The following is a 26,214-nucleotide window of genomic DNA, read 5'->3' on the forward strand; positions in this document are numbered from 1 at the left end:
GCGGTGTCGCTTGTGGTTTGGTTTCGCGCTCTCGATGACTTCAAGATAGGTGTCTTTCTGCTTAAAGCCATCGCCAAAAAATGGCAGAGTGTCGCCCATTGTATCGCACTTGCCGGTTGATACAGTTGGTTACAATTTCCTTTGTTAGTGCTTGAAAAAACACGTATATTTTTCTGGACAGCAACAAATTTCGTGATATCTGATTATTGTTATAGGATGGCGCCACACCGATATATCGCAAGAGAAGGGCCTGCTCACTTCAAGGCCCGCTGCGGGCAAGACGCCAAGAGGCAACGGAGATACGCACATGGAACAATCAGCCCATATTCTGGTGGTGGATGATCATCGGGACATTCGCGAGCTGTTGTCAAAATATCTCTCAAAGAATGGCTTCCGGGTGAGCGATGCTGATGGTGGCGCCAAGATGCGTCAGATCCTCAAGACGGCAGCGATCGATCTTATCGTGCTGGATGTGATGATGCCCGGCGAAGATGGTCTGACGCTCTGTCGCTATGTGCGCGAGAATGAGAATATCCCGGTTATCTTGCTCACTGCCCTTGGTGAAGAAACAGACCGGATTATCGGCCTTGAGATCGGGGCAGACGATTACTTGACCAAGCCTTTCAATCCGCGCGAGCTGCTGGCACGCATCAAGTCTGTATTGCGGCGCAGCCAATCCATGCCGCGCGAGGCGCAGAAGCCGGATGAACCCGAAGAGCTGACCTTTGACGACTGGACACTCTATGTGCATCAGCGCGAGCTGGTCAGCCCCGATGGCGTCACCGTTCCGCTGAGTGCAGCAGACTACCGTCTGCTGATTACCTTCCTCAAGCGCCCGACCATGGTGCTCTCTCGCGACCAATTGCTCGATCTTACATCGGGCCGCACGGCACAGATATTCGACCGGTCTATCGACAATCAGGTGTCACGCCTGCGCAAGAAGATCGAGGAAGATCCCAAGACCCCGAAAATGATCAAAACCGTGCGAGGCGGTGGCTATGTTTTCACCGCAAGGGTGACAGGCAAGGTGGAGGATGCCCCCTTCGACCATGCCGATGAGGAGGACGCTTCTTGACCCGATCATCAGGACCGGACGCATCGCAGAAGTCAGAGCAGAGCAAAAAGTCTTTTGGGGCCGCTTTCACCAAAGCCGGAAGGTCTCTCAGAGCGGGCTTTCGCCTATGGCCGCGCTCGCTGGCTGGTCAATTGATTGCAGCCTTGATGATTGCTCTCGTTCTGGCGCAGATCATCTCGATAATGATGTTCGCCTTCGAGCGCAAGAATATCACGCTCTCAGCAACACGCGGCCAGATTCTGGACCGTACGGCGTCTGTTGTGCGCGTACTCAACCAGACTGACATGGCTTTGCATGACCGGTTTCTCAATGCCGCAGAGGGTCAGGGCATCCGGTTTGATCTGGCAGACACAACCGAGCTGGCTTTGCCTGCCGAGGGCAGCGCCGAAGCCGGGCTTGCCCATCGGTTGGAACGCCGGGCCGGCCTCGCAGACAATACGGTGCGCTTTAGCAAGCTTCCTGCGGATCCTTTTCTCATGGCAGCCAGAGAGCGCACCACGGCGGACGATGCACCTGCGACAGATCCCCCTCGCCCGGACAGAGGCATGATGAATGGCCAGAGGATGATGGATGGTCAGGGCATGATGACCGGACAAGGACCACCGGACGACAAGAACAGGCTCTTTCGCCATCGGCGCAATTGGGATGATCGCACTCCGCCATGGCGGCGGTTTCGCGACCCGATCCTGGCACAGGATATGAAAATAGCCGTGCCTCTGGATAGTGGCAAATGGCTGATAGCGAAATCCGAAGTGCCCGCCCCTCCCGCAAAGTGGGGTCGCCCGTTCCTGATTTCTCTTCTGGTCACCGCGTTGTTGATCATCGCAGTGGTCGTTCTCATCGTGCGCAAACTCACCGCCCCTTTGCGGGAATTGGAGAGCGCCTCGCGCAAGCTGGGGCGTGGGGAGGCGATTGCCCCGTTGAAAGAAAACGGGCCGACCGAAATTCAAGGCACGATCAGCGCCTTCAACGCCATGCAGGAACGGCTTTTACGCTTTGTGCAGGATCGCACCCGCATGCTCGCAGCTGTCAGCCATGACTTGCGTACGCCAATCACGACCTTGCGTCTGAGGACTGAATTCATTGATGATGATGAGATGCGAGAGAAGCTTCAGGAAACCCTTGAAGAAATGCAGGCAATGACCGACGCCGTCCTTGCCTTTGCGCGCGAGGATGCCAGCAAAGAGGAAACGCGGGACGTCAATCTGGCCGCCCTCATGTCTTCTATGGCCGAGGACTATCAGGAGCTTGGCAAGAATGTCGCGTTCGAAGGGCCAGACAATTTGACCTTCTCCTGTCGACAGGTGAGCCTCAAGCGTGCCTTGCGCAACCTTACCGAAAACGCCTTGCGCTATGCAGGCAATGCCTCTCTCAAACTGGAAGCCACCCCACGCCATATCGAGATCAAGGTCTGCGATGATGGCCCCGGTATTCCGGCCGAAAAGCTTGAAGAGGTGTTTGCACCCTTCTTCCGGGTGGAAGGGTCGCGCAATCTGGAAACCGGAGGTGTCGGTCTGGGCCTTTCCATTACGCGCACGATCATTCGCAGCCATGGGGGCGATGTGACCCTTAAGAACCGCAAGGAAGGCGGCCTTGAAGCCTCCATTACCCTGCCGCGCAAATAGACGTTTCGACCGTCATACCGCCCCGGGAAATGCGGCAAACGTGTCGCGCCACGGTCTGCACCATCCATATTACTAATACTTTAGTCGCAATTATTACGAAAAAATCCGTAGTTTCTTCGGTCTGTCATCTTCTCGTCACTATATTGGAGGCATATCATTCGACGAAACAGACGACCTAGACAAATGTCCGGCTCCCGTTTCATTCACGCGCAGAGATAAAGCGCCATGTCTGAAAGGGTTGACCCGCCGGAGCAAGAACAGGAAAAATTATGTCACTCTATTTTGCGTTGGCCAAATCGAGCCAACTTTCTGAAATCCGCGCACTCTTTATCAAATCCATGGCTCCAATCGGTGAACGCATGGGCGTTGGCCAGCCAGCAAATGCCTTTTCCAACCTGCGCGACTTTTACCAATGCGGCAATCTATATGTTCTGGAAGAGCAAGGCACTGTGCTTGCTGCTGCCGCTCTGCATGAAGCCCGCAACGGACTTTATGTCGACTATCTGGCCGTTCATCCTGATTGTCAGAATGAAGGGCTCGGCAAGCGGATACTGACCGAGCTGGAAGTGCTGACTGAATCCCGTGAGCTATCTCACTTGCGGCTGCATACGCCGGAAGTGATGGACGAACTGAGAAGCTTTTATGCGCGTCGCGGCTTTGCCGAAACCCACCGTGCTCTGCCGTCTCATGGGCGTGACCAGCTTTTGCGTGTTCATTTCCGCAAGGCTATCTCACTGAGCGATCACAATATGGATCTCGAATTCGAACATGATCGTCAGATAGCCTGACGGTCATGCATCGACCATGAAGCCTCACAGGCTTCATGGATAGAGGCCATTAAGCGCCAGTTTATCCCCTTTTGAGCCTCTCCGATAAAATGACTCCAACATGCACATATACGATTGTGCAGATTGACGACTACTAGTCACATTATTTATGCATAGAAGCTGTGATCTATTCAGGCTTGAAACAAAGCCTGTTAGACAATAGTCAAAAGACTTCCCCCAACGGACAGCAAGATCCGCCACCTCCGTACCAGTCAGCTAAATGCTATGCGCCAGCCAAAGATCCTTACGACCTGTAAAACCTATAACCGCGACCAATTTTTCTCCGACTGCTTAGCCGGGATCACTGTTGCGATGGTAGCGATGCCACTCAGCCTTGCGATTGCAATCGCATCGGGAGCGGATCCGGCCAAGGGATTGGTCACGGCAATTATTGGCGGCTTTTTCATTTCGCTGCTCGGCGGCAGCCGCGTACAGATCGGCGGTCCGACCGGTGCCTTCATCGTGGTGGTTTTCAATGTGATTGCAACGCATGGCTATGACGGGCTTGTGCTGGCGACCTTCATGGCGGGCATCATTCTGGTTCTGGCGGGCTATTTCCGCGTTGGCCGGTTGATTGCGTTTATTCCCGAAGCGGTGGTTAATGGTTTCACCATCGGGATCGGCATCATCATTGCGTCCAGCCAGCTCAAGGATTTCATGGGGTTGCAGCTGGCATCTGTTCCGGCTGATTTTCTCGAAAAGGTCCCAGCCCTGTGGCATGCCCGCGATAGCTTCAACCTGCCCGCCTTTGGTGTGGCCATGGTAACGCTGGTCCTTATCATAGGGTTGCGCAAGGCCTTCCCGCGCTTTCCCGGCCTCATTGTCGCTGTGGCGCTTGGCTCGCTGATGATCGTGGCTTTTCATCTGCCGGTCGAAACCCTCTATTCGCGCTTCGGGGCACTGCCACAAAGCCTGCCGGTTCCGTCGCTGCCCGATCTTGGCTGGGCACGCATCGTTGAATTGTTCCCTTCGGCTCTCATCATCGCCTTTCTGGCTGGTGTTGAGTCACTTCTTTCGGCCATGGTGGCTGACCGGATGATTGATGGCAATCACCGCCCCAACGCGGAGTTGACCGCACAGGGCTTTGCCAACATCGCCTCTTCGCTCTTCATGGGCTTGCCTGCTACGGGCGCCATTGCCCGCACGGCAACCAACGTCAAGGCCGGTGGTCAGACGCCTGTTGCCGGTATCGTGCATGCTATCGTGATTCTGCTTGTCATGCTGATCGCCGCCCCGCTTGCGGGCAATCTGGCGATGCCAGCTCTGGCGGCTCTTCTGATGATGACCGCATGGAACATGAGCGAGCCACACAAATGGAAAAGCTATGCTGCGGGACAGCGCAGCGATCTGTTCCTTCTTGTCCTGACCCTCGTTCTGACGGTTCTGGTGGACCTGACGGTTGCCATCGGGGTTGGCGTGAGCCTTGGCCTTGCCATGCGTTGGTGGGAACGTCGTACCGCAACCAGCGACTGGACCACACCGGATCGTTCCTGGACGGCCTCGGAAGAGGAAGCCGAAGCCATTGCTCATGAGATGGAAGCCGTCGCCCATGAGGTCGAGGAAATCGTTCAGGGCGTGAAGGCGGCTCCTTCGGGCAAAAAGACCGATCCAGCCTCTGCCTAACCCGGCTCCCCCGGGAAGGCAGTCACCTTCAACTGATGCCAGTCGGTGACATAGGGCGGCATTGACAAATTCTGTGTGCTTTGAGACAAAACAAGCGTGTTGGCTCTTAATGGAAGCACCAAAACCATGCCTTTTTCCCGTTTGCCCCGTCTCATCCTGACTGGCCCGGAAAGCACCGGCAAGTCTTCCCTCGCCCAAGCGCTCGCTGAGCATCTGGACGGCATATTGGTTCCTGAATATTTGCGTGACTATTTCGAAGAGCAAGGCAGTCTGACCCTTGAAGATGCCATTCCCGTGGCGCAAGGCCAATGGGTGAATGAGGAGCGCGGCGCTGAAGCAGCCTCTTCACAAAACAAGGTGCTGATTTGCGATACAGACCTGATCTCTTCTCTGGTTTATAGTGCACACTATTATGCAGATGAGATGAACACTCCCCTCTGGGCGCAATGGGAGCAATGGTCGGAGCGGCACAAGCGGCGCCTGAAGACGACGCCCTACCGACCCCGTCTCTATATCTTGTGTGATCTGGACTGGCCATGGGTGGATGACGGGCAGCGAGACGCACCTGATCACAGGCCACATTTCTTCAATCGTTTTAAGGCCGAGCTCAAGGAGTTTGATCATATCACGGTAAGCGGTACACTGGACGAACGCCTCAATGCGGTGCTCGCCCATCTGGTTCGCGGCTGCCTTGGTAACTCCTGAACGCAGAAACTTCACATCCCGAGAGCCTAAGCGGCTTCAAGCTCGGCTTTCATTTCTGTGCGGCGCGCGTCCAGATCCTGCTCGACGGCATCCAGAAAGTCATGCACGGAGCCTTCCATATTGGCAATGACATCCTCCAGCTGGGTTGAAACCGATTTGAAGGCTTCTGCCTCGCGGCTCGACTGCGCGATGGTTTCCGCCACATTGGCAACCTTGTCACTGGCACCACGGCTCTCCTTGAGCGCAATCGTGATGTCGCCGTCCATATGCGTGGTCGCCTGCTTTTGCACATCCACGGCCTCAGCGATGGCTCTCGTTACTTCATTGACGCCTGCAATCATGTCGGAAATGGTGTGAATCAGGGTTCCGGTTTCAGAGGCGGCCTGCTGCACATCTGTAATCTGGGCTGCAATCGTTTCTGTCGCCTTGGCTGTTTGGGAGGACAGCTCCTTGACCTCCTCGGCCACGACCGCAAAGCCCTTGCCCGCCTCTCCGGCTCTGGCCGCCTCGATGGTGGCATTGAGAGCGAGAAGATTGGTTTGCGCGGCGATCTTGCCGATCATTTCCACGATATCGCCGATCTGGCCGGTGGCCTTGTTGAGCTTGTCCATGGTACCGTTGGCTGAATTGGAGACAGCCTCGGCCTCACCGACAACCCGATGGGCCTTTTCCGTCTGCTCAATAATGTCACTGGCCGCTGTTTGCAGCTCCTGTGCCTTTTCGCTGACAGCGGATGCATGGGAGACGCTCGATGCGGTCGAGGAGCGGGCCAGCTCTGAGGAACCCTGTGCATTGTGAGAAATCTCGTTGAGACTGTCCGTCCGCTTGATGACCTCCCGCGCCTGAGAGGAGACACGCAGCATTACCTGATCTGTTTCAAGCCGGAAGCTCTGAAGCATTTGCTCAAGGGCGGCTTGCCGATCCAGTTCCTTCTGGCGATCAAGCCTCGCATTGTCTTTAAGGCGCTTGCTCTGGATAACGGACTCAAGGAAGTTGCGTGCCGCAACGGACAAGCGCCCCAAGGCATCCCGCGAGCGGATTTCAGGCAACTCGACCGAGAGGTCATTCACCCGAATGCGGTCCATCACATCGGCGAGGCGGGAGAGCGGCCCTGTGATCGAGCGAGCGATCAAAAGCGAGAATACTATGGTCAATAGAACGATGCCAATCGTGATGCCATAAAAGCTTCTCTCTGCGGCTTCCTTCTGTGCCAGAGCCTTGGCCATCTGGGCTGCCCCCAGTTCGAAGGCATCCTGAGACTGGCTTTCAACATCGGCTACCAGATTGCTGATCGTCTGACGGAACAGCTGAACCTTTTCATCAAGCGCCTTCTTGCCAGCCACCCAATCGGCAAAATCCTGCCGATAGACTTTCAGAAACCCCTTCATCTCCATGCGTCCGACAATCTTGAAGCCGGCCGGCTTCATCGATTTGATCAGGTCATCATAAGAGGCGTCAAACTTTTCAATAATCCCCGGATCGCCAAAGAGCATATAGTCTTTTTCATGGTGGCGCAGCTGGAGCATACGGGCTTCAACTGCTCCGGCAGCCGGGCCCAATTTGTATTTCTTGGCAAAGGAAGAGAGCTTCTCGCCCGCGCGCCTGACAGCGGCATTAAGCTTGCCGCGCAAGCCGTCCTCCTCGCCTAATCCGACCTCTTCTCTTAGTTTTTTGATATCGGAGAAAATATGCGCTGCATTGGTCAGTTGATCGAGGCTGTCATGATAACTACGGCTAAAAGCCCCTAAAATCTCTTCGTCAGCGGGAGCGGCCAAAGCAGACGCAAACAGGCCTGTTGTCGCATCGGCTTTGATCTTGTCCCGCTCCAGCAGAAATTCTTCCGACAATTTGGCAGCCTTGAGGCTGACAGCCTGCAGGTCTTGAAACAGGCGAGCTCTTTGCTGGGTTGTCTGCTCCATTTTTCGTGCTTCATTCAACATCGCAGTGATTTGACCGTTGACCACGAGCATGCCGATGAAGCCCATAAGCATGAGGACCACAAGCGCGGCGATCCGCTGGCGTATGGTCAGAAAGGAAAAGAGTTTACTCAACATAATATGACCGTCTGAGAGAGACCAGATAATACTCACAAATTTAGAAGGCAGTTTTCACGCCTTTTTCTGCTCGTCAATCTCACGTTTTCACATTAAAAAAGGACTAAACCATATAACTTATCAGTAAAAATCTCCCAAAATACGTATATATACAAAATCGTCCAATTTAAATTGAAACCTATTCTTCCAAAATACAGTTTCAATTGAAACTAAGATCCCGAAATCCAGATTTTATCATATTTATTTTTTCTGAATACCTTTAAAGAGTCCGAAATATATAGAGAGAGTGGTTATCGGTTTGTTTTCTCACCCCCCTTAACAGACAAGCCGAGAACGGCTATAAGTGCCCCTCCATGCAGCAAAGAGCATGGGCCTATACGGTTGCCTCATTTTACATTGCAACCAAATCGATCACATTTTTTTTGATCGGTTCATTGACTTCTGATCCCACTGCCCCTAAATGAAAGACGCTGTTAGCACTCCCCATAAGAGAGTGCTAATGCACTTGTTAATCGAGGAGCAGACTGCTCGGATGCCGCTAGCAATTTAGGGGCATGCAATGCCCGTAAATGGGTCCGGGAGGCTGCAAAACAGCTTAGGGAAAGTTCAGACAATGAAATTCCGTCCTCTGAATGACCGCGTCGTAGTTCGTCGCGTTGAATCCGAAGAGAAAACCGCTGGTGGTATCATCATTCCTGATACCGCTAAAGAAAAGCCATCCGAAGGCGAAGTAGTTGCAGTTGGCGCAGGCGCCTATAACAGCAACGGCACGCTTGTTCCTTGCGAATGCAAAGCAGGCGACCGCGTTCTGTTTGGCAAATGGTCCGGCACCGAAGTCAAAATCGACGGTGAAGACCTGCTGATCATGAAAGAGTCCGACATTCTGGGCATTCTGGGCTAATCGCCGGAATCCTTAGTCGAACCGCCTCTTATTACAAGTAATCTAGATTTCAGGAAAAGCTAAAATGGCTGCTAAAGAAGTCAAGTTCGGTGCTGAAGCACGCGAAAAAATGCTGCGTGGCGTAGATATTCTCGCAAACGCTGTTAAAGTTACTCTCGGTCCTAAAGGCCGTAACGTTGTTATCGAAAAATCCTTCGGCGCACCGCGCATCACCAAAGATGGTGTTTCCGTTGCCAAGGAAATCGAACTGGAAGATAAGTTCGAAAATATGGGCGCACAGATGGTGCGTGAAGTCGCTTCCAAAACCAACGACATCGCTGGCGACGGTACGACCACTGCTACCGTTCTGGCACAGGCTGTTGTGCGCGAAGGTCACAAGTTCGTTGCTGCTGGCATGAACCCGATGGACCTGAAACGCGGCATCGACATGGCTGTTGCTGAAGCGCACAAAGCTCTGGAAGCTTCTTCCAAAACCATCAGCTCCTCTGAAGAAGTTGCTCAGGTTGGCACCATCTCTGCAAACGGCGAAGCTGAAATCGGCAAAATGATTTCCGAAGCCATGCAGAAAGTTGGCAACGAAGGCGTCATCACCGTTGAGGAAGCCAAATCTCTGGAAACCGAACTGGAAGTCGTTGAAGGCATGCAGTTCGACCGTGGTTACCTGTCACCATACTTCGTAACCAACACCGAGAAAATGGTTGCTGATCTGGAAGACCCGTTCATCCTGCTGCACGAGAAAAAACTCTCCAACCTGCAGCCAATGCTTCCTATCCTTGAAAGCGTTGTTCAGTCTTCCCGTCCGCTGCTCATCATCGCAGAAGACATCGAAGGCGAAGCTCTTGCTACCCTCGTGGTCAACAAACTGCGTGGCGGCCTGAAAATTGCTGCTGTCAAGGCTCCTGGCTTCGGCGACCGTCGTAAGGCAATGCTCGAAGACATCGCTATCCTGACCGGTGGTACCGTTATTTCTGAAGACGTTGGCATCAAACTCGAAAGCGTTACCCTCGACATGCTGGGCACCGCTAAGAAAGTCAACATCACCAAAGAAAACACCACCATCGTTGATGGTGCTGGCGCCAAAGAAGGCATCGAAGCCCGCGTTGCTCAGATCAAAGCTCAGATCGAAGAAACTTCTTCTGACTATGACCGTGAGAAACTGCAGGAGCGTCTTGCTAAACTGGCTGGCGGTGTTGCTGTTATCCGCGTTGGCGGTGCAACCGAAGTTGAAGTGAAAGAACGCAAAGACCGCGTTGACGATGCCCTGAACGCAACCCGCGCTGCTGTTGAAGCCGGTATTGTTCCAGGTGGCGGCACCGCACTTCTGCGCGCATCCAAATCTGTCGAAAAACTGACTTCCGACAATCCGGACATTGAAGCTGGTATCAAGATTGTTCTGCATGCCCTGCAGGCTCCAATCCGCCAGATCTCTGCAAACGCCGGTGTTGAAGGCTCTATCGTTGTCAATAAGGTTCTGGAAGGCGATGACTCCCTCGGGTTCGACGCTCAGACAGAAGCTTATGTCAACATGATCGAAGCTGGCATCATCGACCCGACTAAGGTTGTTCGCACTGCTCTGCAGGACGCAGCATCCATCGCTGGTCTGATGATCACCACCGAAGCCATGGTTGCTGACGCACCAACCAAGGAAGGCGCTGCTCCAGCAATGCCTGATATGGGCGGTATGGGCGGCATGGGTGGCATGGGCGGCATGATGTAATCATGAAGCTCTAGGCACTCTGCTTAGTTCTTAGGGAAAGGCCGGTCTTCTAACCGGCCTTTTTCTTTGCCTGCCAAACTTGCTCCATGCTTGCTCGCGTCTGTTCTCAGGACCGCACTGGGGCATAGCAATGGCGATGGCAGATCATCAGAAAAATGGCTCTGCAGCCCGAAATTATATTTTTCTTGACAGCCAATCCGCGCCCCAGACATTTTAGCGCACTGTCTCTATCTATCTGAAAATTTTATTCTTTTACTATTCCAAAAATTCTTCGACTATTGATTGTCGCCGCTTGCCTGTTCGTACCTGCCGCGATTTGCTATTCTTATGGCCCTTGAACCGACATAAAGGGTCCTGCCATGCCTCTCTCATTCCTTTCGTCAGCAAGCTGGCATAATGAGCCAACTCGCTGGACCTACCATCCTCACGCCCTCTCTTTGGTGGCGGAGCCAAAATCCGATTTCTGGCGAGAAACGGACCATGGCTCTCATCCCGATAGCGGGCATTTCTTTGCAGTGCCTTGCCAAGGTGACTTTGCAGCAATTGCCGAATTCACCGGCCAGTATGACGTGCTTTATGATCAGGTTGGACTGATGCTGCGCGTTGACAGGACACACTGGGTCAAATGCGGCGTCGAATATTTTGATCGCGCCACAAATTATACGACCGTTGTCACACAGGGCTCGTCCGATTGGTCTGCGGTTCCCTGCCCGACCCTGTCCGGCCCGCAGGCTGTGCGACTTGTGCGCAAGGGAAATATCATCTACACCCACTACAAGGACAGATCAGGCAGTTGGCGCCTGATGCGCCTTGCCAATTTCGAGGCACCAGAGGAGGTTCTGATCGGCCCGATGGCCTGTTCTCCCCTTAGAGATATTTCCGAACTCAAGGGCTTCCAGTGCAGCTTCAGCCACTTTTCAATTACTGACGCCCCCGACGATCCTCTTCATGACCGATAGCCTCTAGCGCCGTCCCTTCCTCTTCTCATCAGTGCTTTTGGCCCGGCAACTCTCTTTATAGACCTGTTCCAACTGTGGCGATTTCGCGTAGCCCGCCACAGATCAGCCATCATTTGCGCTTTTTCGCTTCGGTTCCCAATCTTTTTCCCTGATTGTAGGTCAAGATATTCACTGCCCGGATGGACGCATTTCTTGTTTTGAATCATGATAACGGTAGCGTTTCAATGCGCGGCTTTTCTTACCAAAAGTTAATCTTTTTCCTCATGGGCCTTACCTCACCAAATGTCTAAGATACGCATTTACACGTACCCTACTGTTGTAATTTAGACACGTATTGAGGCGTGCACAATCTCACCTCACAATCGCTCGGATTTTGCCCCAGTCGCCAGCTCAAATGGCTGTGCGCTGCCAACGCAACGCGAATTAATGACGATAAAACAAATATATACAAGGAGAAACCAAATGAAGAAACTATTGATTTTGACTGGAACCATCGTGGCTCTGAGTGCTCCGGCAATGGCGCAGGATATCATGATACTGGATGCCAACAGTGATGGTGTGGTCACTCTGGAAGAATTTTCTGCAGCCTATCCATCACTTGAAAATGTCGAGCAGGTTTTCACCGCAGCCGACACAGACACCGATGGCGTGCTTTCTCAGGAAGAACTCATTGCAGCCTATGAAAGCCATCTTATCCCCGAAATGGAGTAACCAAACTCCATAACGTCGGCAGCCCCTGTCCCCTTGCCCAACGACACACCGGCAATGGGGCTGCCGACGAACGCGTTACCAGACGCGAAAAGGGCCGGTAAAAACCGGCCCTTGCTTTTGGCTTTTCATCAATCAACCTTTTGGCCCTTTGCCTTATCAGGCAGCAAGCACATGCTTGATGAATTTGTCGGCTTTGTCCTGCAGCTCACGGGTCTGGTTGTTCATGTCTGCAATCATATTCTGCACCGAGGTTGCCAGATCACCGGTTTCCTGAGCGATGCCGGAGACTGTTTCGATGTCTTGGCTGACATGGTTGGTGCCGGTTGCCGCTTCATTCACATTCTGGGCGATCTCTGAAGTCGCGGCCGACTGCTGATCGGTTGCAGCGGCCATGGCCGTCGTCTGCTCGGTGATTTCAAGCACCTTGTTGGCGACGGTTTCCGTTGCGCTGATCGAGCTGTTGGCAGCATTTTCCATGTTGGTCAGCTGACGGTCGATTTCTTCGGTTGCCTTGGCGGTCTGGTTGGCCAGATCCTTCACCTCGGCAGCCACCACCGCAAAGCCCTTACCAGCCTCGCCTGCACGAGCAGCCTCAATGGTCGCATTCAGAGCCAGCAGATTGGTCTGCTCTGCGATGTCATTGATGAGGCGGGTGACAGAGCCCACTTCCTGCAGAACCCGCTGTAAATCGGCAACGGACTGGCTGGTCAGCTCAACCTCATGATTGGCTTCATTGGCCAACCGTGCTGCACTGGTCACCTGACCGGAGATTTCCTGAATGGATGCAGACAGTTCTTCGGTCGCGCTTGCAACAGCCTGTACATTGGCGTTGGCCTGCTGGGTGGACGCGGACACAGCAACAGAGCGCTCCACGGTCTGCCCGGCTTTATTGGCCAGATGGGAAGAGTTCTGTTCCATCTGCCCGCACAACTCGGCCTGTTTGGCCACGATGGAGCCGACGACATTGTCGAACTCATCAGCCAGTCTGCGCATTTCTTCCTTGCGTTTGACCTCAGCCTGCTTGCGCTGTTCCTCAGCATCCAATTCAAGCTCTTTGGACCGCTTGAGATTCACCTGGAACACAGACAGAGCCTGATACATCTTGCCGATCTCATCGCCGCGACTGTTGTCAATATCCACACTAAGGTCACCATCCGCCAATGCACCGGTCACATTGACCATCTTTTTCAGTGGGCGTGAAATAATAGCATTGTTGAGAATGGCCAGACCGATGGCGGCGAGAATCATTACCACCAGACCGATCAAGGCCGCACTGGTAACGCTCCTCAACTCCGCATTCTGCTCTGCGGTCAACTGATCCATTTGTGACTGCAGACCAGAAATATGCGTATCGATCTGAGCCATCACGGCCTTGAGCTGCTCGTTGCTCTGGCCGGAGACCTCAATGGCGCGTGCCAGTTCCACTGTCATGGGATTCCGCATCATGGTCAATTGCTTGCCAGCAAAACTGTTATACCAGCTCAACCATTCCTTCTTGACATCAGCAATCTGCTGGCCTGCCGCCATTTCATCAAAATGGCCGGAGATTTCAGAATAGTCTTTCTTGACGGTATCGGACCAGTCAAGATCGCCTGTCAGCAAAAAAGATTTGAGCGCGATAGCCTGATTCTGGATGTCCAGCTTGAGCCCTTCCATGGATGATACCTGGCTTTCCATGACGGAGCGCTCAGCGACCGCTTGTCTTGCGGAATCAGACTTGATGTAGCTGACCAGCCCAACGGCCACACCGACCATCGCAAGAAGGCCGAAAAACAACAGGCTTTTGAAAGTCAGAGAAAAGTTGTTCAGCATGTTAGCCTCCTAGTTCGCAGCAAGCTGACGACGGGACCATTCGGTCAGATTCACTTCGATGGTCGCCGCGCCGATCAGTTGGCCGGTTGCCGGATCGGTCAGGCTCTTGTTGATCTGAGCGCGCCAGATATTGAAATTGTCATCCCACTCCGGATCGTCGACAAAAACAGCCTTCGGCCCCACATCGTAGGTTTTCTGGAATTTGGCTTCATCGCCCTGCCAGAAGTCGGACGTGATAGAAGACTGCCCCACATTGAGGCCCTTGTTGTCCATCACGAAGATCTCGACAAACAGCCCCACCGACTGCCCCTGCATGCGAGACAGATAAACAGACAGCGGACTGGACAGCGTAGCGGCGATGAGAGGTTTGTCATCAGCCTCGGCCTCAGCCCGCCACTGGTTGTCCAGCGTGATGATGTCTTGATCACTCATGTTACCATATTTCTCGTTGTGAGCTTTGACGCTCATGGCAACGATTTCTTTATTCAGCCAAGCATCGATCTGCTGCTGAAGCGCCTCAACATCCATCTGTTTAAGGTCCGGTGCCGGAGCGGCCACAGTCTGTGTACCCAGAGCCAGCAAGATTGCGCCAAAAGCGCCAAGAATCTTTTTCATGACGTTTCCTCGTTAGAATTTTCATTAAATTCTGCGGGAAATTACTTAACAGGTTCTTTTAACAATGCGGAATTTACTTATTTTTTGAACAATCTAAAATTTTAAATTTATGAAATAAAAAGATACTACTTAAAAATTTATGTATTCATGAAACCCTACGTTATACAATCAATCTTATGCACCTGAATTGTTGTATGTTTTACTCAACCACAGCACTGTGCTATTTTCCTAAGCAACTTAATTTTCTAGCAAAATCTGTGTAGCACGAAGCCGGCATGGGCGCCTTTTTCATGCTTCAGCGGCTGCCCATGCCGCTTTTGCAAAAGTTTGATTTAACCGTTTCCTTAACAGTTCATCCACTGGTTGGCAGCAGCAAGCTTGCAATTTATTCATCTACCTCAAGACAGATGCATGAACAGAGCCGAAGCGCACAGACCATGATGCCTACCAAAGTCTCCATCTGTTTCTCCAAACAGGCCAGAATTGTTAACCAGCACCCTGATTTATCCGCGATTCACGTTTGATCTCAATTGGTTAAGTCCGTATAATAGAGTGATCAGCGCCTTCACTCTTTTAGTGCTTCAGGGCAGACGCCAACGATCTGTTCCTGGTCATCCATCGTTATGTGCGAGACATTCTCATGCCTTTTTCTTTGCCTGCCCAGCCACCTGTCGCCGAAGTGACCCATCTGGATGCGCGCAAAACTGCGCCCAATGTCTTTTCTGGAGAATGGCCCGACCGGCAAATCGCCCGCGTGCATTCTCCTCAACTGCACAGCTTTCGGGTTGCCAAGGCGCGGGCGCAGGCTCTGGTGTATGCGGGTGGCGGCTACACAAAGCTGATCTACGACAAGGAAGGGCTTGAGGTCGCCTTGTGGCTCAACTCTCTCTCCATAGACGCGCATATTCTGGTGCACCGTCTGCCGGGCGCAGACAGCGGCACCGGCGGTGTCTATAATAAGAGTATCGCTCTTATGGATGGTCAGGCAGCGCTCAGGGCGCTCGAAGCCACCAGCGCTTCTCTCTCACTCTTTCATGTGGGGCTGTCTTCGGGGGGCCATATGGCCGGGGTCATGGCCTGCCAGCCGAGCAGTCTGAATGTGCGTGGAGGCCTGATCGCCTATGCACCGATCAATGCAAACCATCGCGCCCATAAATATCCCGAGACCAAAGCAGACTACCCGCCAGTGCAGAAGCAGGATTTTTATGATGACTGGGCCATTGGCCTTGAAGATCACCCTCACGGCCTGCCCCACTGCCCGCTCTTCTTGGCCTATGCATTGCAAGACCGATCCGTGCCGGTACAGCATGCTCTCAATCTGCTACAGGCAGCCAGCCGCAACGGCTTGACCGTTGATGCGCATATTTTCGGCACAGCACCGCATGGCTTTGCCCTGCGCTCTCTTGATGGCACCCACGCCAGCTGGCCAGCTCTTGCTCAAGACTGGTTTATGCGCCGGCTCGAAAGTTAACAAGGTGGCGTCCCCTTCCGCACAGGCGTGCCCGCAAAAATGCGTAAAATCCGCGTTTTTGTGAACAAGGTGATAATTACCTAACTTACTTAGTAAGTAATTGCTCTGTAAGATAAAAAAATAATCCACCCCTTTTTGATGCGCAATTTTATCAATACAATCAACCCTGCCTTCACTACGAGTTAATACTTAGAAACATAGCTTTTCTCAATATAATTTCAGATTACACTATATTTTCAATCCATTATCACAAGTAGCATCGTTAAAACTAACACCCTTAATTTCTCTACCTTACGTGTAATTCAGTATTTTATGATTTCCAAAACCTTAATCCATTGGCAAAAAATTGCTTCAATGCTTTATACAACTCGAACCATATAAGTAAATGAACTAATTTTATTTTAGAGTCGATCAAAGCCATTAAAGCCCCCTTTACCAAGCAGGCAGCATATTGCTTTCAAACAAAAGGATCTTTTTGCGAGGAAAGCTTGATGATCTCTATAGCCAGCAATAGTTCAGACAAAGCCAAATTCGATGCCATCGGTCGCACGCAGGTTATCGCCGAATTCTCTCTGGAGGGGACTATTCTTGACGGTAACGCGCTTTTCGAGAAGGCATGTGGCTACAGTCTTGATGAAATAAAAGGCAAGAACCATTCAATCTTCGTGCCCGATACAAGCAATGACAAGTCTGCTGACGGTGCGCTTTGGTCTGGTCTACGTCAGGGCCTTGATCAAACCGGTGAATATGCACGCATCGTTAAAGGCGGTCAGTCAATCTGGATCTCTGGAAGCTATTGCGTGGTCAAGAACCGCTCGGGCAAGCCGATCAAGGTTGTGATGCTCGCAAGCGACATCACCGAGCAGAAGCTGCATATGCTGAAGCTGGAAGGTCAATCGGAGGCATTGAACCGGTCTCAGGCCGTTATCGAGTTCGATCTCACGGGCACTATTCGCACCGCAAACGAAAACTTCCTCCAGACGCTGGGCTATCGTCTTGAAGAAATTCAGGGCAAGCAACACCGTATGTTTGTCGATGCTGACTATGCGGCCAGTAATGACTACAAGCAATTCTGGGAAACCCTTCAGGCGGGTAAGTTTCATTCTGGTGAATTCAAACGTCAGGCCAAGGATGGGCATGATGTCTGGATACAGGCAACCTACACGCCGATTTTCGATGCCACAGGCCGCCCGATCAGCGTGATCAAATTTGCGACCGATATCACCGAGATGGTGGAAGAACGTCTGCGCCGCCGCGCGATCCAGAAGCAGATCGATGGTAATCTAAACGATATTGCCAATACTGTTTCCAGTACCAATGAGCAGGCCGCCAGTGCAGCAAACGCCGCAGTGCAAGCCTCCTCCAGTGTGCAGACCGTGGCAGCAGCAGCCGAGGAACTGGTTGCCTCCATCGAGGAGATCAGTCGTCAGGTCAATCAGGCAACAAGCGTGTCCGATCAGGCGGTTTCTGAAGCGACCCATTCGGAAGCAATCATGAGCGGCCTTTCAGACGATGCCCAAAGCATCGGCGACGTGATCGAGCTGATCGACAGCATCGCAGCACAGACCAACCTGCTGGCCCTTAACGCAACCATCGAAGCGGCACGCGCCGGAGAAGCCGGCAAGGGCTTTGCTGTTGTGGCATCCGAGGTCAAGGAACTAGCCTCCCAGACCACCAAGGCAACCGAGAATATCAGCGCCCGCATCAACTCGGTTCAGACGTCAACCGCCGGAGCGGTGAGCGCGATCCATGCGATCAAGGAAGTCATCCAGCAGGTGAGCACCATCTCGAGCAGCATCGCAACCGCCATCGAGCAGCAATCTGCCGTGACGCGCGATATTTCGGGCAATATGCAGACAGCTTCCATCGGGGTTGCCACCATCACCGACAATGTCGAAACCATTTCGCAGGCGACAGCCCACATGGATAACTCCACGCGCAGTGTTCGCGAAGCATCCCGACAGCTGGCTCAATAGCAGCAAGCCGCTCCTCCAACGGCTCGCGCAAGAGACAAAAAAGGTCAGCTCACAAGCTGACCTTTTTGTTTGTTCTGCTAACGTTTAATAATGCGGCGGTTTCTCATTGCCCGGAGGAGGCAAATTTTCCTCCAGTTCGACCAGACTATCCTGAAGCATTTTCACCTGTCGGGTCAGTCTATCCATGATGTCCCATTGGCGGGATACCATCTGCGAAAGATCCTCGATTGTGTTGGCCTGATGCGTAATCTGGATTTCCAGATCAACAACGCGGCTTTCGAGTTCCTGTGTCACTTGGCGTCTCCCTCGCTTCACTTGAAGCTGTCTTGTATTGTTCTTGATGGCTAATAGCACATTTTCACCTCTATCATGCAAGATGAAACGGTAAAAACATGACTTTGATCTCCATTATTGATGCAGCTCAAAGCAAAAGTGCCCTCGCACCTTCACCAATGCACTATAACCAGAGCGAGGTATCATATGAGATTGGCCAAAGGGACCGATTTCGCCTATCGGATTTTAATGCTGGTCGCCATGAATGACGAGCGAAGCCTGACCGTGGAAACCGTGGCCTCGGCTTTGCGGCTTTCGCGCACGCACTGCATGAAGCTGATAGCCAAATTGTCCAACAGCGGATTTCTGAAAACCACACGCGGCCGCGGTGGCGGACTTGTTCTGGGCAAAGCCCCTGAAGACATCCGCATGGGCGATGTTGCAAAGGTTATGGAAGCCGATTTTGGCGTGGTGGAATGTCTTTGCCCTCGATGTAATGATGAGCCTCAGCCCGATTGCCCGATGTTTGGCGGTTGCGAAATGTCGCGTGTCATGTCCCGTTCCATCAAGCAGTTTGTTGCCAGCCTGAATGAACATACACTGGCTGAAATCGTCGAGAAATCGAAGAACTCCAAACATCTGATTCTGGAGCCAGATGGCACCATGGCTCCCTGTGCTCAGGAATAGGAAAGTTATTCCCTGGCAATCCCGATCAAATGCAATCTTGAGCATCAAGGTCTTTTTATGCAACTATAAACAATATATGGTTGTATAGACCTTTTTGACTCACCTCTTGCATCTTGACTGGAACCCCCATGAGCCAACTCAAGACCAAAGACAGGGGAAAGCATTTCGGCTTCCTTGTCCGCAAAGCCATCACGGAAAGCAACCGGTATGACATCGCGTCTGTCGCCAAGGGCACAGACATGAGCTATCAGTCTTTCTATCAGCGGCTACAGGGTGTTACCCCCTTTTCTGCCGATGAAATACGCAGGCTCATTGCCTTCTTCCCCGATCCTTCGCTCGTAAGCTATCTCTTGAAAGGCACGGCATTTGTCGCAGCCGAGCGGATTGAGGCCGAACCGGAAAAGAGAGAAGATCATATCTTTCAGGCCGCCCACCGCATCGTGTTCGAAGCATCTGACGTATTGGAGACCATCGATCAAGCACTCAAGGACCGGCGTATCGACCATCGCGAAGCTGTCACCATCATGTCAGCGATTGACGATGCCGAGCGAAGCCTTATCTCCTTGCGCGAGTTTGTTGCAGGCATGAAGAAGTGACCTTTGAGCTGAAAGGAAAAGGGGCGCGTCCATCTGAAGGCACAATGGCGACGTGCCTCACTCGTCGCTTTCTTTACCGCACCTTGCGGCTTGCTTGCCGATCCTTTGCTGCTTCTTTGTCGCAAAAACCATCGAGCTTTAAAATCACCCTTCTGTTTTAATCGACAAGAACCGGTCAACTCTCCAAATATAGATACGAGAAAAGTTATGAAGGTGGCGCTTCCACCTGTTTATCCTTCCCGTGTTTTGAGGAGAGCATCGTGAACAAGATTTCCCCTGACGCCTATAGTACAGCATCCCAGAATCCGACATTCCTATTTGCACCGGCCATCGCGCCGACCGGCAATGACCTGCATCAGTTGATGAGAGATCCGGCGAGTGTTTGCTGCTTTGAGCAGTTTCTCACAAGCCTGACTGTTCGTGACATCACCTTTGAATGCGAGGGCGACGGTCCTTTGGCCCAGCATCCCGGCTTTCCCGGCGCTGTGCGGCAAGCCATTGGATCGCAGCTAATGAAGACGGCCTCAAGAGAAGCGCTGGCCGGCCTTCCCTGCCCTTGGGGGCCGGCCTGCGGCTTTCAGGTTTTCTTCAATATGCCACAAGACAAGACCGGTGACATGGCCACCCGGATCACACCACCCTGGATCTTGCGCACTGAAACCGCAGACGCCACCAGTGTACGCATTACCATGCGTCTATTCGGACTGGGCCTATTGTGGGCAAGTGAAATTTCGGATGCCTGCCACAGAGCAATTGAAGAAGGCATCTATATCGGCGGGCTGGGGCCTGTCTGCGATAGCGTTCTGATCCGTTCGGTCGAAAATGTCTGGACTGACCTTGATGACGAACAAAAAGACGCCGACCGAGCCATGCTCTCATTCGTGACACCCTTCCATGATGCAGCAGGCGACACAGCACAATCCATCGCAGAACAGTTTCTTGCAGGCCTGATTGATCGAGCGACAGTGGTTGCCCGCTGGCATGGTGTATCGCCCGATGGCGACTTCGCCAAAATCAAGCAGGCGCTCTCAGATTGTCAATGTGATGACGCGGGTCTGGCTGAAGTTAAATGGAATCGCACAGTCAGTCAGCAGCGTAGCGCATCCATTGCCATGCACGGCCAGACCGGACTGTTGCAACTCCGCCTGCCAGAGCAAAACCGTTTGGAAATTCTCCAGTTACTACGCGTTGGCGAGCTACTCCATTGCGGTTCCATGCTTGCTTTTGGCCAAGGACGGTACAAACTCTACCTGATCTGATGGGGTTGGGTAAAATCGGAGGTTTCGTATATGCGCATGAAACGCATTTTCTCCATGTTGAAAAATGGATAAAGGGAGAGTGTAGGCCGCCTATTCCATCACAGACACCTTACATTTAGGTCAGTTTTGTCCAATTTCCAAAGCTGTCGAGTGAATTGGGTTCTGACGAGAACCAATCGAACCATGCTTGGTGAGCAGAAACAGAAGAGGCGGGCCACCAGTCCCCCGAAAAGCAGCCCGCCTTGTCGCAGCATCGAATCGTATCCGACCGCGACTATGTTCTGTTTCCCTCCGGATACCTCCGGAGATCTGATGCGACCAAGGCGGCTTGAGAGCCCCTGGAGCATTGCATCAGATAAAACAACAACGAAACATTCTTAATGCTGGAGAAAAGCCTTACAAGTCAGGGATATCTTTACCACTGACGTCTAATCGGAGCGCGGCGCTTCGATTATTTGATCCAAAATTCAAGACCCGTGGCGTCTCTACCAAAAGGCAGTTGAGCCGTTTTGTCACCAAATTCCAGATTTGTTCTTCACTGTCCCCCAGTATAAATTGCTGGCTCCCAACTTGTACTGACACAAAAAGTCGTTCGTATGGTGGTATCCAGCATGTAATACAAGAATACCGCGACACAACAAGAACTCAAGTGGCAAGTTGCTCGTTATACTCGGAAATGTTGCAGCAAGGAGAATCCAATACCAATTGCTACGGGTAAAAAGTTGAATCATCCATACAGATCGGGAAATATCTCAGAACTGCGGTTAAAGCCACCCCATTTGTTTTACCCGAAATAGCGGATCCGGATCGAAGCGGGACAAGCGCTCGTCTGGTAAAGCGGGCCTTATAGCCGTCCAGATCTTTCCATCCTGTAACCAGCTGTTTTTAGGGGGCAATCGCTCGGCATTTGGGGGCTCCATCAAGGCGCGCCGCACCCAGGGTTCGCGCATATGATCATTGGCTCGCCAGATATGGCGTTTTTCCAGTTTGTCCTTCCACCCATTGGCTTGCGGTAACAAAGGACATATGACCGGCAGCGTTGCTGCATCGAATTTTGCTAAAGTACCGGTGACAGCGCGGGCTGCGGCTGCGAAATAGAGGATCTCAGGCTGAAGTACCAAAAAGTGTGGACTGCTGCCTAGATGGGCGGTGAACCGCCGGAACTGCGCGCGGAACTCCGCCTCAAGCGTTCTTTCATCCAGTTCAAACCGGCGCGCCGCTCGGGCCAGATCCGTTCTCCGGGGCAAATAGCCCTGTTGATCGCGATTTTCCGGTGCGAATCCGGTAGAGAGTGGTGAAAAGGGTCCGGTGATCGCCAGACAGAGCCCCACGATAGGGCGTTTTGGAGCGGTCTTGAGATAGGCGTGCAATCCGCTTGCACTCTTGGGCCACAGATCAGACACCGGCAAGCAGGCAATCGAACCAATCTTACCCGCCCGCACGAGCTGGATAATGGCCGCGTCTATGCCTTGAGCCAATCCGAAATCCAAAGCGCACAACAACACACATCTCCATTTAACGTTCGGCGGGCCATGCCACGCCTGAAGCGGAAAGGAGAAACGCAACACGATCTGAAACAGTCAGCAAGCTCGATTCATCCCAAATGATGCATGCGCTTTTGATAAGCCAAATGCAAGATGGCATCTGCATACACTCAAATTTACCGTGCAACTTTTAATACGCAGCCAATTCGGGATTTTGGGTTAAGAAAAGCTTACAGTTTGCAGGCACCGTGTGACTGCCCGAGTAAAGAGCAATCTTGCAATCGCGTGAAACAAGAAAGATGACATGCGTATTTTTATCTAGATTTCTAATCAAATTGAATTAGGTGCAATAGGCAGGATCAGACGAAGCAAACTTACAGATTCTTGCACATTAAAAAGCCTCTATACTTATTGAAATGACTCAAAGTCGGCTCGTAATGGACCGAATATTCGCACCATCTCAACAGAATAATAAAGAACAACTATAAAATTACACATCCATTTTATAAATAATATTTATTTTATACAGCCATATTCAAGCCTAACCGAATAAGGAATTACACGTTTTGCGCTTTATAACCTACCTTTTTTCGACTTCTACATGCAATTTTTCGATGAGCACTATGGAAAAACCGACCAGCTAAGCGTAGTATCAAAATCAAGAAAGGCCCAAGAAAAAAGCAGCTCTCGGTGTTGGTCCCCCAACAAGACACCAGATGAGCGAAGAAAATAGTCTTTCTAAGGACGGTCCCCACAATTCACCGTCACTAGAGGTCGTCTTATGACGACCTCTTATTTCTTTTGTTTTCACAGCAATCTTACGCTGCATTCACAAAGGCAACCCTCCTTTTGATTGCTTTTTTTCAGTTAGCACTCTTGGTACATACGTTCCAAAGCGGATCATTTGTTCAATCTATGCGAGCAAATTGAACAGCTGTCCAAGCTCGACTCTCCCGCTATGCGCAGCATTCAGAGCTGCAATAATCCACAACAGGCTTGATTCCGTCTCAAAGTTGCTCTAATTATGCGGCCATCATCACGAGAAGGGCTGACGCCCTCGCCAACCTGCCGACCGCGGCAAGGTGGCACCTGTACGGGGATGTGGCGGCATCTTTGCAAACCGCGAAGATGGGCGCAACTAAGCGGAGTTCCCTTACCTGTTGTCGTCAGTCTTCCAAACCCGTGCATGGGCGTTGTCCATGGGCATGTTAGGAAGGAAACACAATGTTTGAAGCAATCGATCAAAGCTACGATTTTCCTGTCAACCACGCCTCCAATCTATCCAAGGAAGCTGACAGCCAAACAGGAAATCCAACGACAAAAGCAGCCAGCGCCGAAACCATCGCGGTTCTGAAGGCCGGTTTTCGCGCCCGCATCATGTCGTTCCGCGAAGCCTATGATCTGGGTGCACGCAGCGGGCTTTCCCTTTCCAGCCTGAAGAACCGCACTGAACAGTGCGCTCATCTCATTTCAGCCGGTCTGGGCTATGCCGTGGATGAAACCGTGTTTGCCACGCTCGTCTATCATTATCCCGAGCTGGCGCAGGGTTATTACCGCGCCCATCGCTAAAAAGCGACCATAGCGAAGCCCGTAGCGTCTCTCATAAGGCTCATCAAGCCGAACGCGAGCGACGCAATCGGGCCGCGCTATCCAATATCTGCTTCTCGCTGATCTGCCCCTGTCGCACCGCGTCGCGTATCCAACCGACGGCTTCGGCGGGCAGATTGGCATCAGGCTTGAGGCTGTTGGACAGCAAAAGAATGTCATAGCCAGCCTGAGCGGCCCGAATGGCCGCTTCGCGGGTGGATGCCACCTTGCGCACGGCGCCCATGTTGAGATCATCGGTCATGATCAGGCCATTAAAGCCCATGCGTCGCCGCAGGGCATCGCGCACAAGGGTCTTGGAAAAGGTTGTCAATTCGCCGTTGCTATCCTTGCCCACACGCACATAGAGATGACCGGACATGATGCAGTCGGCCAGTCCCATACGGACCAGTTCGGCAAAGGGCGTCAATTCCTCTGGCTGCCACGTATCGCGGATATCGACAAAGCCGTTGTGGCTATCGGCCTTGGACAGCCCGTGTCCGGGGAAATGCTTGAGCGCCGTGGTGATGCCGTAGCGGCGGTGCGCCTTCACGAAAGCCCCCGCATAGCGGATCACCGTGGCAGCATCCTTGCCATAGGCGCGTTTGTTGCGGCCAATCACCGGATTATAAGCGCGATGCAGGTCTACCACAGGGCCCAGATTGAAGGTGAAACCCGCCTCCGACAATTCTCTTGCCGCCACGGCGTAAATCTTTTCCGCGCCACCGGGATTGGTGCTTCTGGCGATGCTGAGCGCGGAGGCAATGCGGGTGAAGCCCTGTCGCTCCTTGAGGCGCTGCACCGTGCCACCTTCATGATCGATGGCGATATGCGTGGCACCAGCATCATGAAACAGTTTGTTGAGCCCCAGCACATCCTTGCGCGTGCCGACATTGGTGGAGAGATAGACAACAGAGGCCGCCCTGCCCTTGGCAATGTGGCTGGCGATGGTCCGGGCAAAATTGCCTCCAGCGCTCTTGCCTGAAAAGCCAACCATGATGAGACTTCCAATCGCCCGATCCAACTCGGCGGCGTTGACCACATTGGCGCGCACAAGCGCCGGAGCGGCAAACCCGGCGGCCACCAGTTTGATCGCCATACGGCGGGATATATCTCGGTTCATGGTCATGTGATGCTCATTTGCTGAGGCGCCAATCGGTAGCCTCTTGCCCCTGATGAATGACTGCGCCGGTTGCCGCTGTCTTTGTGAGGAAGTGGCCCCAGCAATGAGTCCAAATCAAGGCCAGCGCCGGTTTTGGCGCCAGCAATGCCTTTTATTGCCCAAGGCGCTCCAGCATATGGTCAAAGAGCGGGTTGGATGCCTCGAACACATAGTCCAGACGCCCCACAGATACGGATACCGAGCCCAGCTCGCGCAGGCGACGAGCAATGGCATAGACGCTTTTTTGCGGGGCATGCAGGCGCAAGATATGGTCGTTATGGCCATAGGGCGCAGTCACGCCAGCGGCTTCGAACTCGTCGCAGATCTGCTGGCTGATTGCCGCGGCATCATGGTGGGCAGCAGTAATCTCGCGCACGGAGCGGGCGGCTTCTTCGGCCTGAATGCGATCGAGAATTTCGCCCAGTGCCGATTTGGCTTCCTCAGACCAGTCCGCCGTCAGCGAAGCCACCAGATTGGCCTCCGAGCGCAGCATAACCCCATCATCCAGAATCTTGAGATTGTTGGCCTCAAGGGTCGAACCGGTGGAGGTGATGTCGACGATGATATCAGCCGACCCCGCAGCAGGCGCCCCTTCGGTCGCCCCAAGGCTCTCGACAATCTTGTAGTCAATGATGCCGTGGCTGGCGAAGAAGGCCCGCGTCAGGTTGATATATTTGGTCGCGACACGCAGGCGATGGCCATAACGAGCTGGCATGTCCATAGCCACGTCGCCGAGATCTTCCATGTTGCGCACGTCGATCCATGCCTTGGGCACGGCGATGACAACATTGGCATGACCAAAACCGAGTTTGATCAGCAGATCGACATAGCTCTCCGGCGTTGCGAGATGTTCGCGGATCAGATCCTCACCCGTCACCCCAAGATGCACGGAACCAGCTTTCAGCTCCTTGGCGATTTCAGAGGCGGAAAGAAAGGCGATTTCGACATTGTCGATGCCCTTGAGATGACCGCGATAATTGCGTGCGCCACCCGGACGGGCGACATCAAGACCGGCACGGGCGAAAAAGGCGTTGGTGTTTTCCTGCAGGCGGCCTTTGGAGGGGATCGCGATGATCAAAGGTGTCTTGCTCATGGTGC

23 protein-coding genes and 1 riboswitch are annotated in these 26,214 nt (G+C 52.8%); of the genes, 16 read left to right on the forward strand and 7 right to left on the reverse strand.

The features are described from left to right. Positions 1-307 precede the first annotated feature (307 nt). The 5 genes from BM258_RS07740 to BM258_RS07760 all read left to right on the forward strand — a co-directional run bounded on the left by BM258_RS07740 (position 308) and on the right by BM258_RS07760 (position 5,855). Positions 308-1,075, forward strand: coding sequence for a response regulator (locus BM258_RS07740; protein WP_090070822.1), 768 nt, complete (start codon positions 308-310; stop codon positions 1,073-1,075). Further along, positions 1,072-2,700, forward strand: coding sequence for an ATP-binding protein (locus BM258_RS07745; protein WP_090070824.1), 1,629 nt, complete (start codon positions 1,072-1,074; stop codon positions 2,698-2,700). The genes BM258_RS07740 and BM258_RS07745 overlap by 4 nt, the downstream gene beginning before the upstream one ends. A gap of 269 nt (positions 2,701-2,969) precedes the next feature. Beyond that, positions 2,970-3,488 (forward strand): GNAT family N-acetyltransferase, encoded by a 519-nt coding sequence (locus BM258_RS07750; protein WP_090070826.1) that lies wholly within the window; start codon positions 2,970-2,972, stop codon positions 3,486-3,488. 264 nt (positions 3,489-3,752) lie between these two features. Then, positions 3,753-5,150, forward strand: a complete 1,398-nt coding sequence (locus BM258_RS07755; protein WP_090070828.1) for a SulP family inorganic anion transporter — start codon at positions 3,753-3,755, stop codon at positions 5,148-5,150. Positions 5,151-5,276: 126 nt separating this feature from the next. After that, positions 5,277-5,855, forward strand: a complete 579-nt coding sequence (locus tag BM258_RS07760) for an AAA family ATPase (protein ID WP_090070829.1) — start codon at positions 5,277-5,279, stop codon at positions 5,853-5,855. 26 nt (positions 5,856-5,881) lie between these two features. On the opposite strand, the gene BM258_RS07765 is transcribed toward BM258_RS07760, so the two are convergent. Further along, complete coding sequence (locus tag BM258_RS07765; protein WP_090070831.1) at positions 5,882-7,909, reverse strand: methyl-accepting chemotaxis protein; 2,028 nt, start codon at positions 7,907-7,909, stop codon at positions 5,882-5,884. A gap of 613 nt (positions 7,910-8,522) precedes the next feature. Between BM258_RS07765 and groES the strand changes: the two genes are divergently transcribed. From groES to BM258_RS07785, 4 genes are all read left to right on the forward strand, one after another. Then, a complete protein-coding gene (gene groES / locus BM258_RS07770; protein ID WP_090070834.1) occupies positions 8,523-8,810 on the forward strand; it encodes a co-chaperone GroES in 288 nt (95 codons plus the stop codon). A gap of 64 nt (positions 8,811-8,874) precedes the next feature. Continuing rightward, positions 8,875-10,527, forward strand: a complete 1,653-nt coding sequence (groL, locus tag BM258_RS07775) for a chaperonin GroEL (protein WP_090070836.1) — start codon at positions 8,875-8,877, stop codon at positions 10,525-10,527. A 359-nt stretch (positions 10,528-10,886) separates the two neighbouring features. Then, positions 10,887-11,486: a DUF1349 domain-containing protein gene (locus BM258_RS07780; protein ID WP_090070838.1), complete on the forward strand. Its 600-nt coding sequence runs from the start codon at positions 10,887-10,889 to the stop codon at positions 11,484-11,486. Between the two features lie 462 nt (positions 11,487-11,948). Further along, positions 11,949-12,197: an EF-hand domain-containing protein gene (locus BM258_RS07785; RefSeq protein ID WP_090070840.1), complete on the forward strand. Its 249-nt coding sequence runs from the start codon at positions 11,949-11,951 to the stop codon at positions 12,195-12,197. Positions 12,198-12,353: 156 nt separating this feature from the next. On the opposite strand, the gene BM258_RS07790 is transcribed toward BM258_RS07785, so the two are convergent. Both BM258_RS07790 and BM258_RS07795 read right to left on the reverse strand, forming a co-directional pair. Then, positions 12,354-14,009, reverse strand: coding sequence for a methyl-accepting chemotaxis protein (locus tag BM258_RS07790; RefSeq protein WP_090070842.1), 1,656 nt, complete (start codon positions 14,007-14,009; stop codon positions 12,354-12,356). A gap of 9 nt (positions 14,010-14,018) precedes the next feature. Beyond that, positions 14,019-14,624, reverse strand: a complete 606-nt coding sequence (locus BM258_RS07795; RefSeq protein WP_090070844.1) for a hypothetical protein — start codon at positions 14,622-14,624, stop codon at positions 14,019-14,021. A 275-nt stretch (positions 14,625-14,899) separates the two neighbouring features. Between BM258_RS07795 and BM258_RS07800 the strand changes: the two genes are divergently transcribed. The 3 genes from BM258_RS07800 (at position 14,900) to BM258_RS07810 (ending at position 18,071) form a co-directional block, all read left to right on the forward strand. Then, entirely contained in the window at positions 14,900-15,148 is a 249-nt protein-coding gene (locus BM258_RS07800; RefSeq protein ID WP_090070845.1) for a hypothetical protein, read from the forward strand. A 116-nt stretch (positions 15,149-15,264) separates the two neighbouring features. Continuing rightward, complete coding sequence (locus BM258_RS07805) at positions 15,265-16,095, forward strand: alpha/beta hydrolase family protein (RefSeq protein ID WP_139229233.1); 831 nt, start codon at positions 15,265-15,267, stop codon at positions 16,093-16,095. Positions 16,096-16,586: 491 nt separating this feature from the next. Beyond that, positions 16,587-18,071, forward strand: coding sequence for a methyl-accepting chemotaxis protein (locus BM258_RS07810; RefSeq protein WP_090070847.1), 1,485 nt, complete (start codon positions 16,587-16,589; stop codon positions 18,069-18,071). 84 nt (positions 18,072-18,155) lie between these two features. Here the strand turns inward: BM258_RS07810 and BM258_RS07815 are convergent, their stop codons facing one another. Further along, a complete protein-coding gene (locus BM258_RS07815) occupies positions 18,156-18,365 on the reverse strand; it encodes a SlyX family protein (protein WP_090070849.1) in 210 nt (69 codons plus the stop codon). 186 nt (positions 18,366-18,551) lie between these two features. On the opposite strand from BM258_RS07815, the gene BM258_RS07820 reads away from it, so the two are divergent. The 3 genes from BM258_RS07820 (at position 18,552) to BM258_RS07830 (ending at position 20,886) form a co-directional block, all read left to right on the forward strand. Continuing rightward, entirely contained in the window at positions 18,552-19,031 is a 480-nt protein-coding gene (locus BM258_RS07820) for an RrF2 family transcriptional regulator (protein ID WP_175527980.1), read from the forward strand. A 128-nt stretch (positions 19,032-19,159) separates the two neighbouring features. Then, positions 19,160-19,627, forward strand: a complete 468-nt coding sequence (locus BM258_RS07825) for a phage regulatory CII family protein (RefSeq protein WP_090070853.1) — start codon at positions 19,160-19,162, stop codon at positions 19,625-19,627. Positions 19,628-19,887: 260 nt separating this feature from the next. Next, positions 19,888-20,886: a hypothetical protein gene (locus BM258_RS07830; RefSeq protein WP_090070855.1), complete on the forward strand. Its 999-nt coding sequence runs from the start codon at positions 19,888-19,890 to the stop codon at positions 20,884-20,886. Positions 20,887-21,650: 764 nt separating this feature from the next. Here the strand turns inward: BM258_RS07830 and BM258_RS07835 are convergent. Beyond that, entirely contained in the window at positions 21,651-22,385 is a 735-nt protein-coding gene (locus BM258_RS07835; RefSeq protein ID WP_175527981.1) for a ChbG/HpnK family deacetylase, read from the reverse strand. Positions 22,386-23,398: 1,013 nt separating this feature from the next. Further along, positions 23,399-23,510, forward strand: a riboswitch (SAM-I-IV-variant riboswitch). 84 nt (positions 23,511-23,594) lie between these two features. Between BM258_RS07835 and BM258_RS07840 the strand changes: the two genes are divergently transcribed. After that, positions 23,595-23,939: a hypothetical protein gene (locus tag BM258_RS07840; RefSeq protein ID WP_090070859.1), complete on the forward strand. Its 345-nt coding sequence runs from the start codon at positions 23,595-23,597 to the stop codon at positions 23,937-23,939. 43 nt (positions 23,940-23,982) lie between these two features. Here the strand turns inward: BM258_RS07840 and BM258_RS07845 are convergent, their stop codons facing one another. After that, the gene (locus tag BM258_RS07845) at positions 23,983-25,083 is read right to left on the reverse strand and encodes a glycoside hydrolase family 3 N-terminal domain-containing protein (protein ID WP_090070861.1); all 1,101 of its coding nucleotides are present in this window, start codon (positions 25,081-25,083) and stop codon (positions 23,983-23,985) included. A gap of 145 nt (positions 25,084-25,228) precedes the next feature. Next, positions 25,229-26,209, reverse strand: coding sequence for an ATP phosphoribosyltransferase (gene hisG / locus BM258_RS07850; protein WP_090070863.1), 981 nt, complete (start codon positions 26,207-26,209; stop codon positions 25,229-25,231). Positions 26,210-26,214 lie beyond the last annotated feature (5 nt).

This window comes from Cohaesibacter marisflavi (genome assembly GCF_900115225.1).
Lineage (GTDB): Bacteria > Pseudomonadota > Alphaproteobacteria > Rhizobiales > Cohaesibacteraceae > Cohaesibacter > Cohaesibacter marisflavi.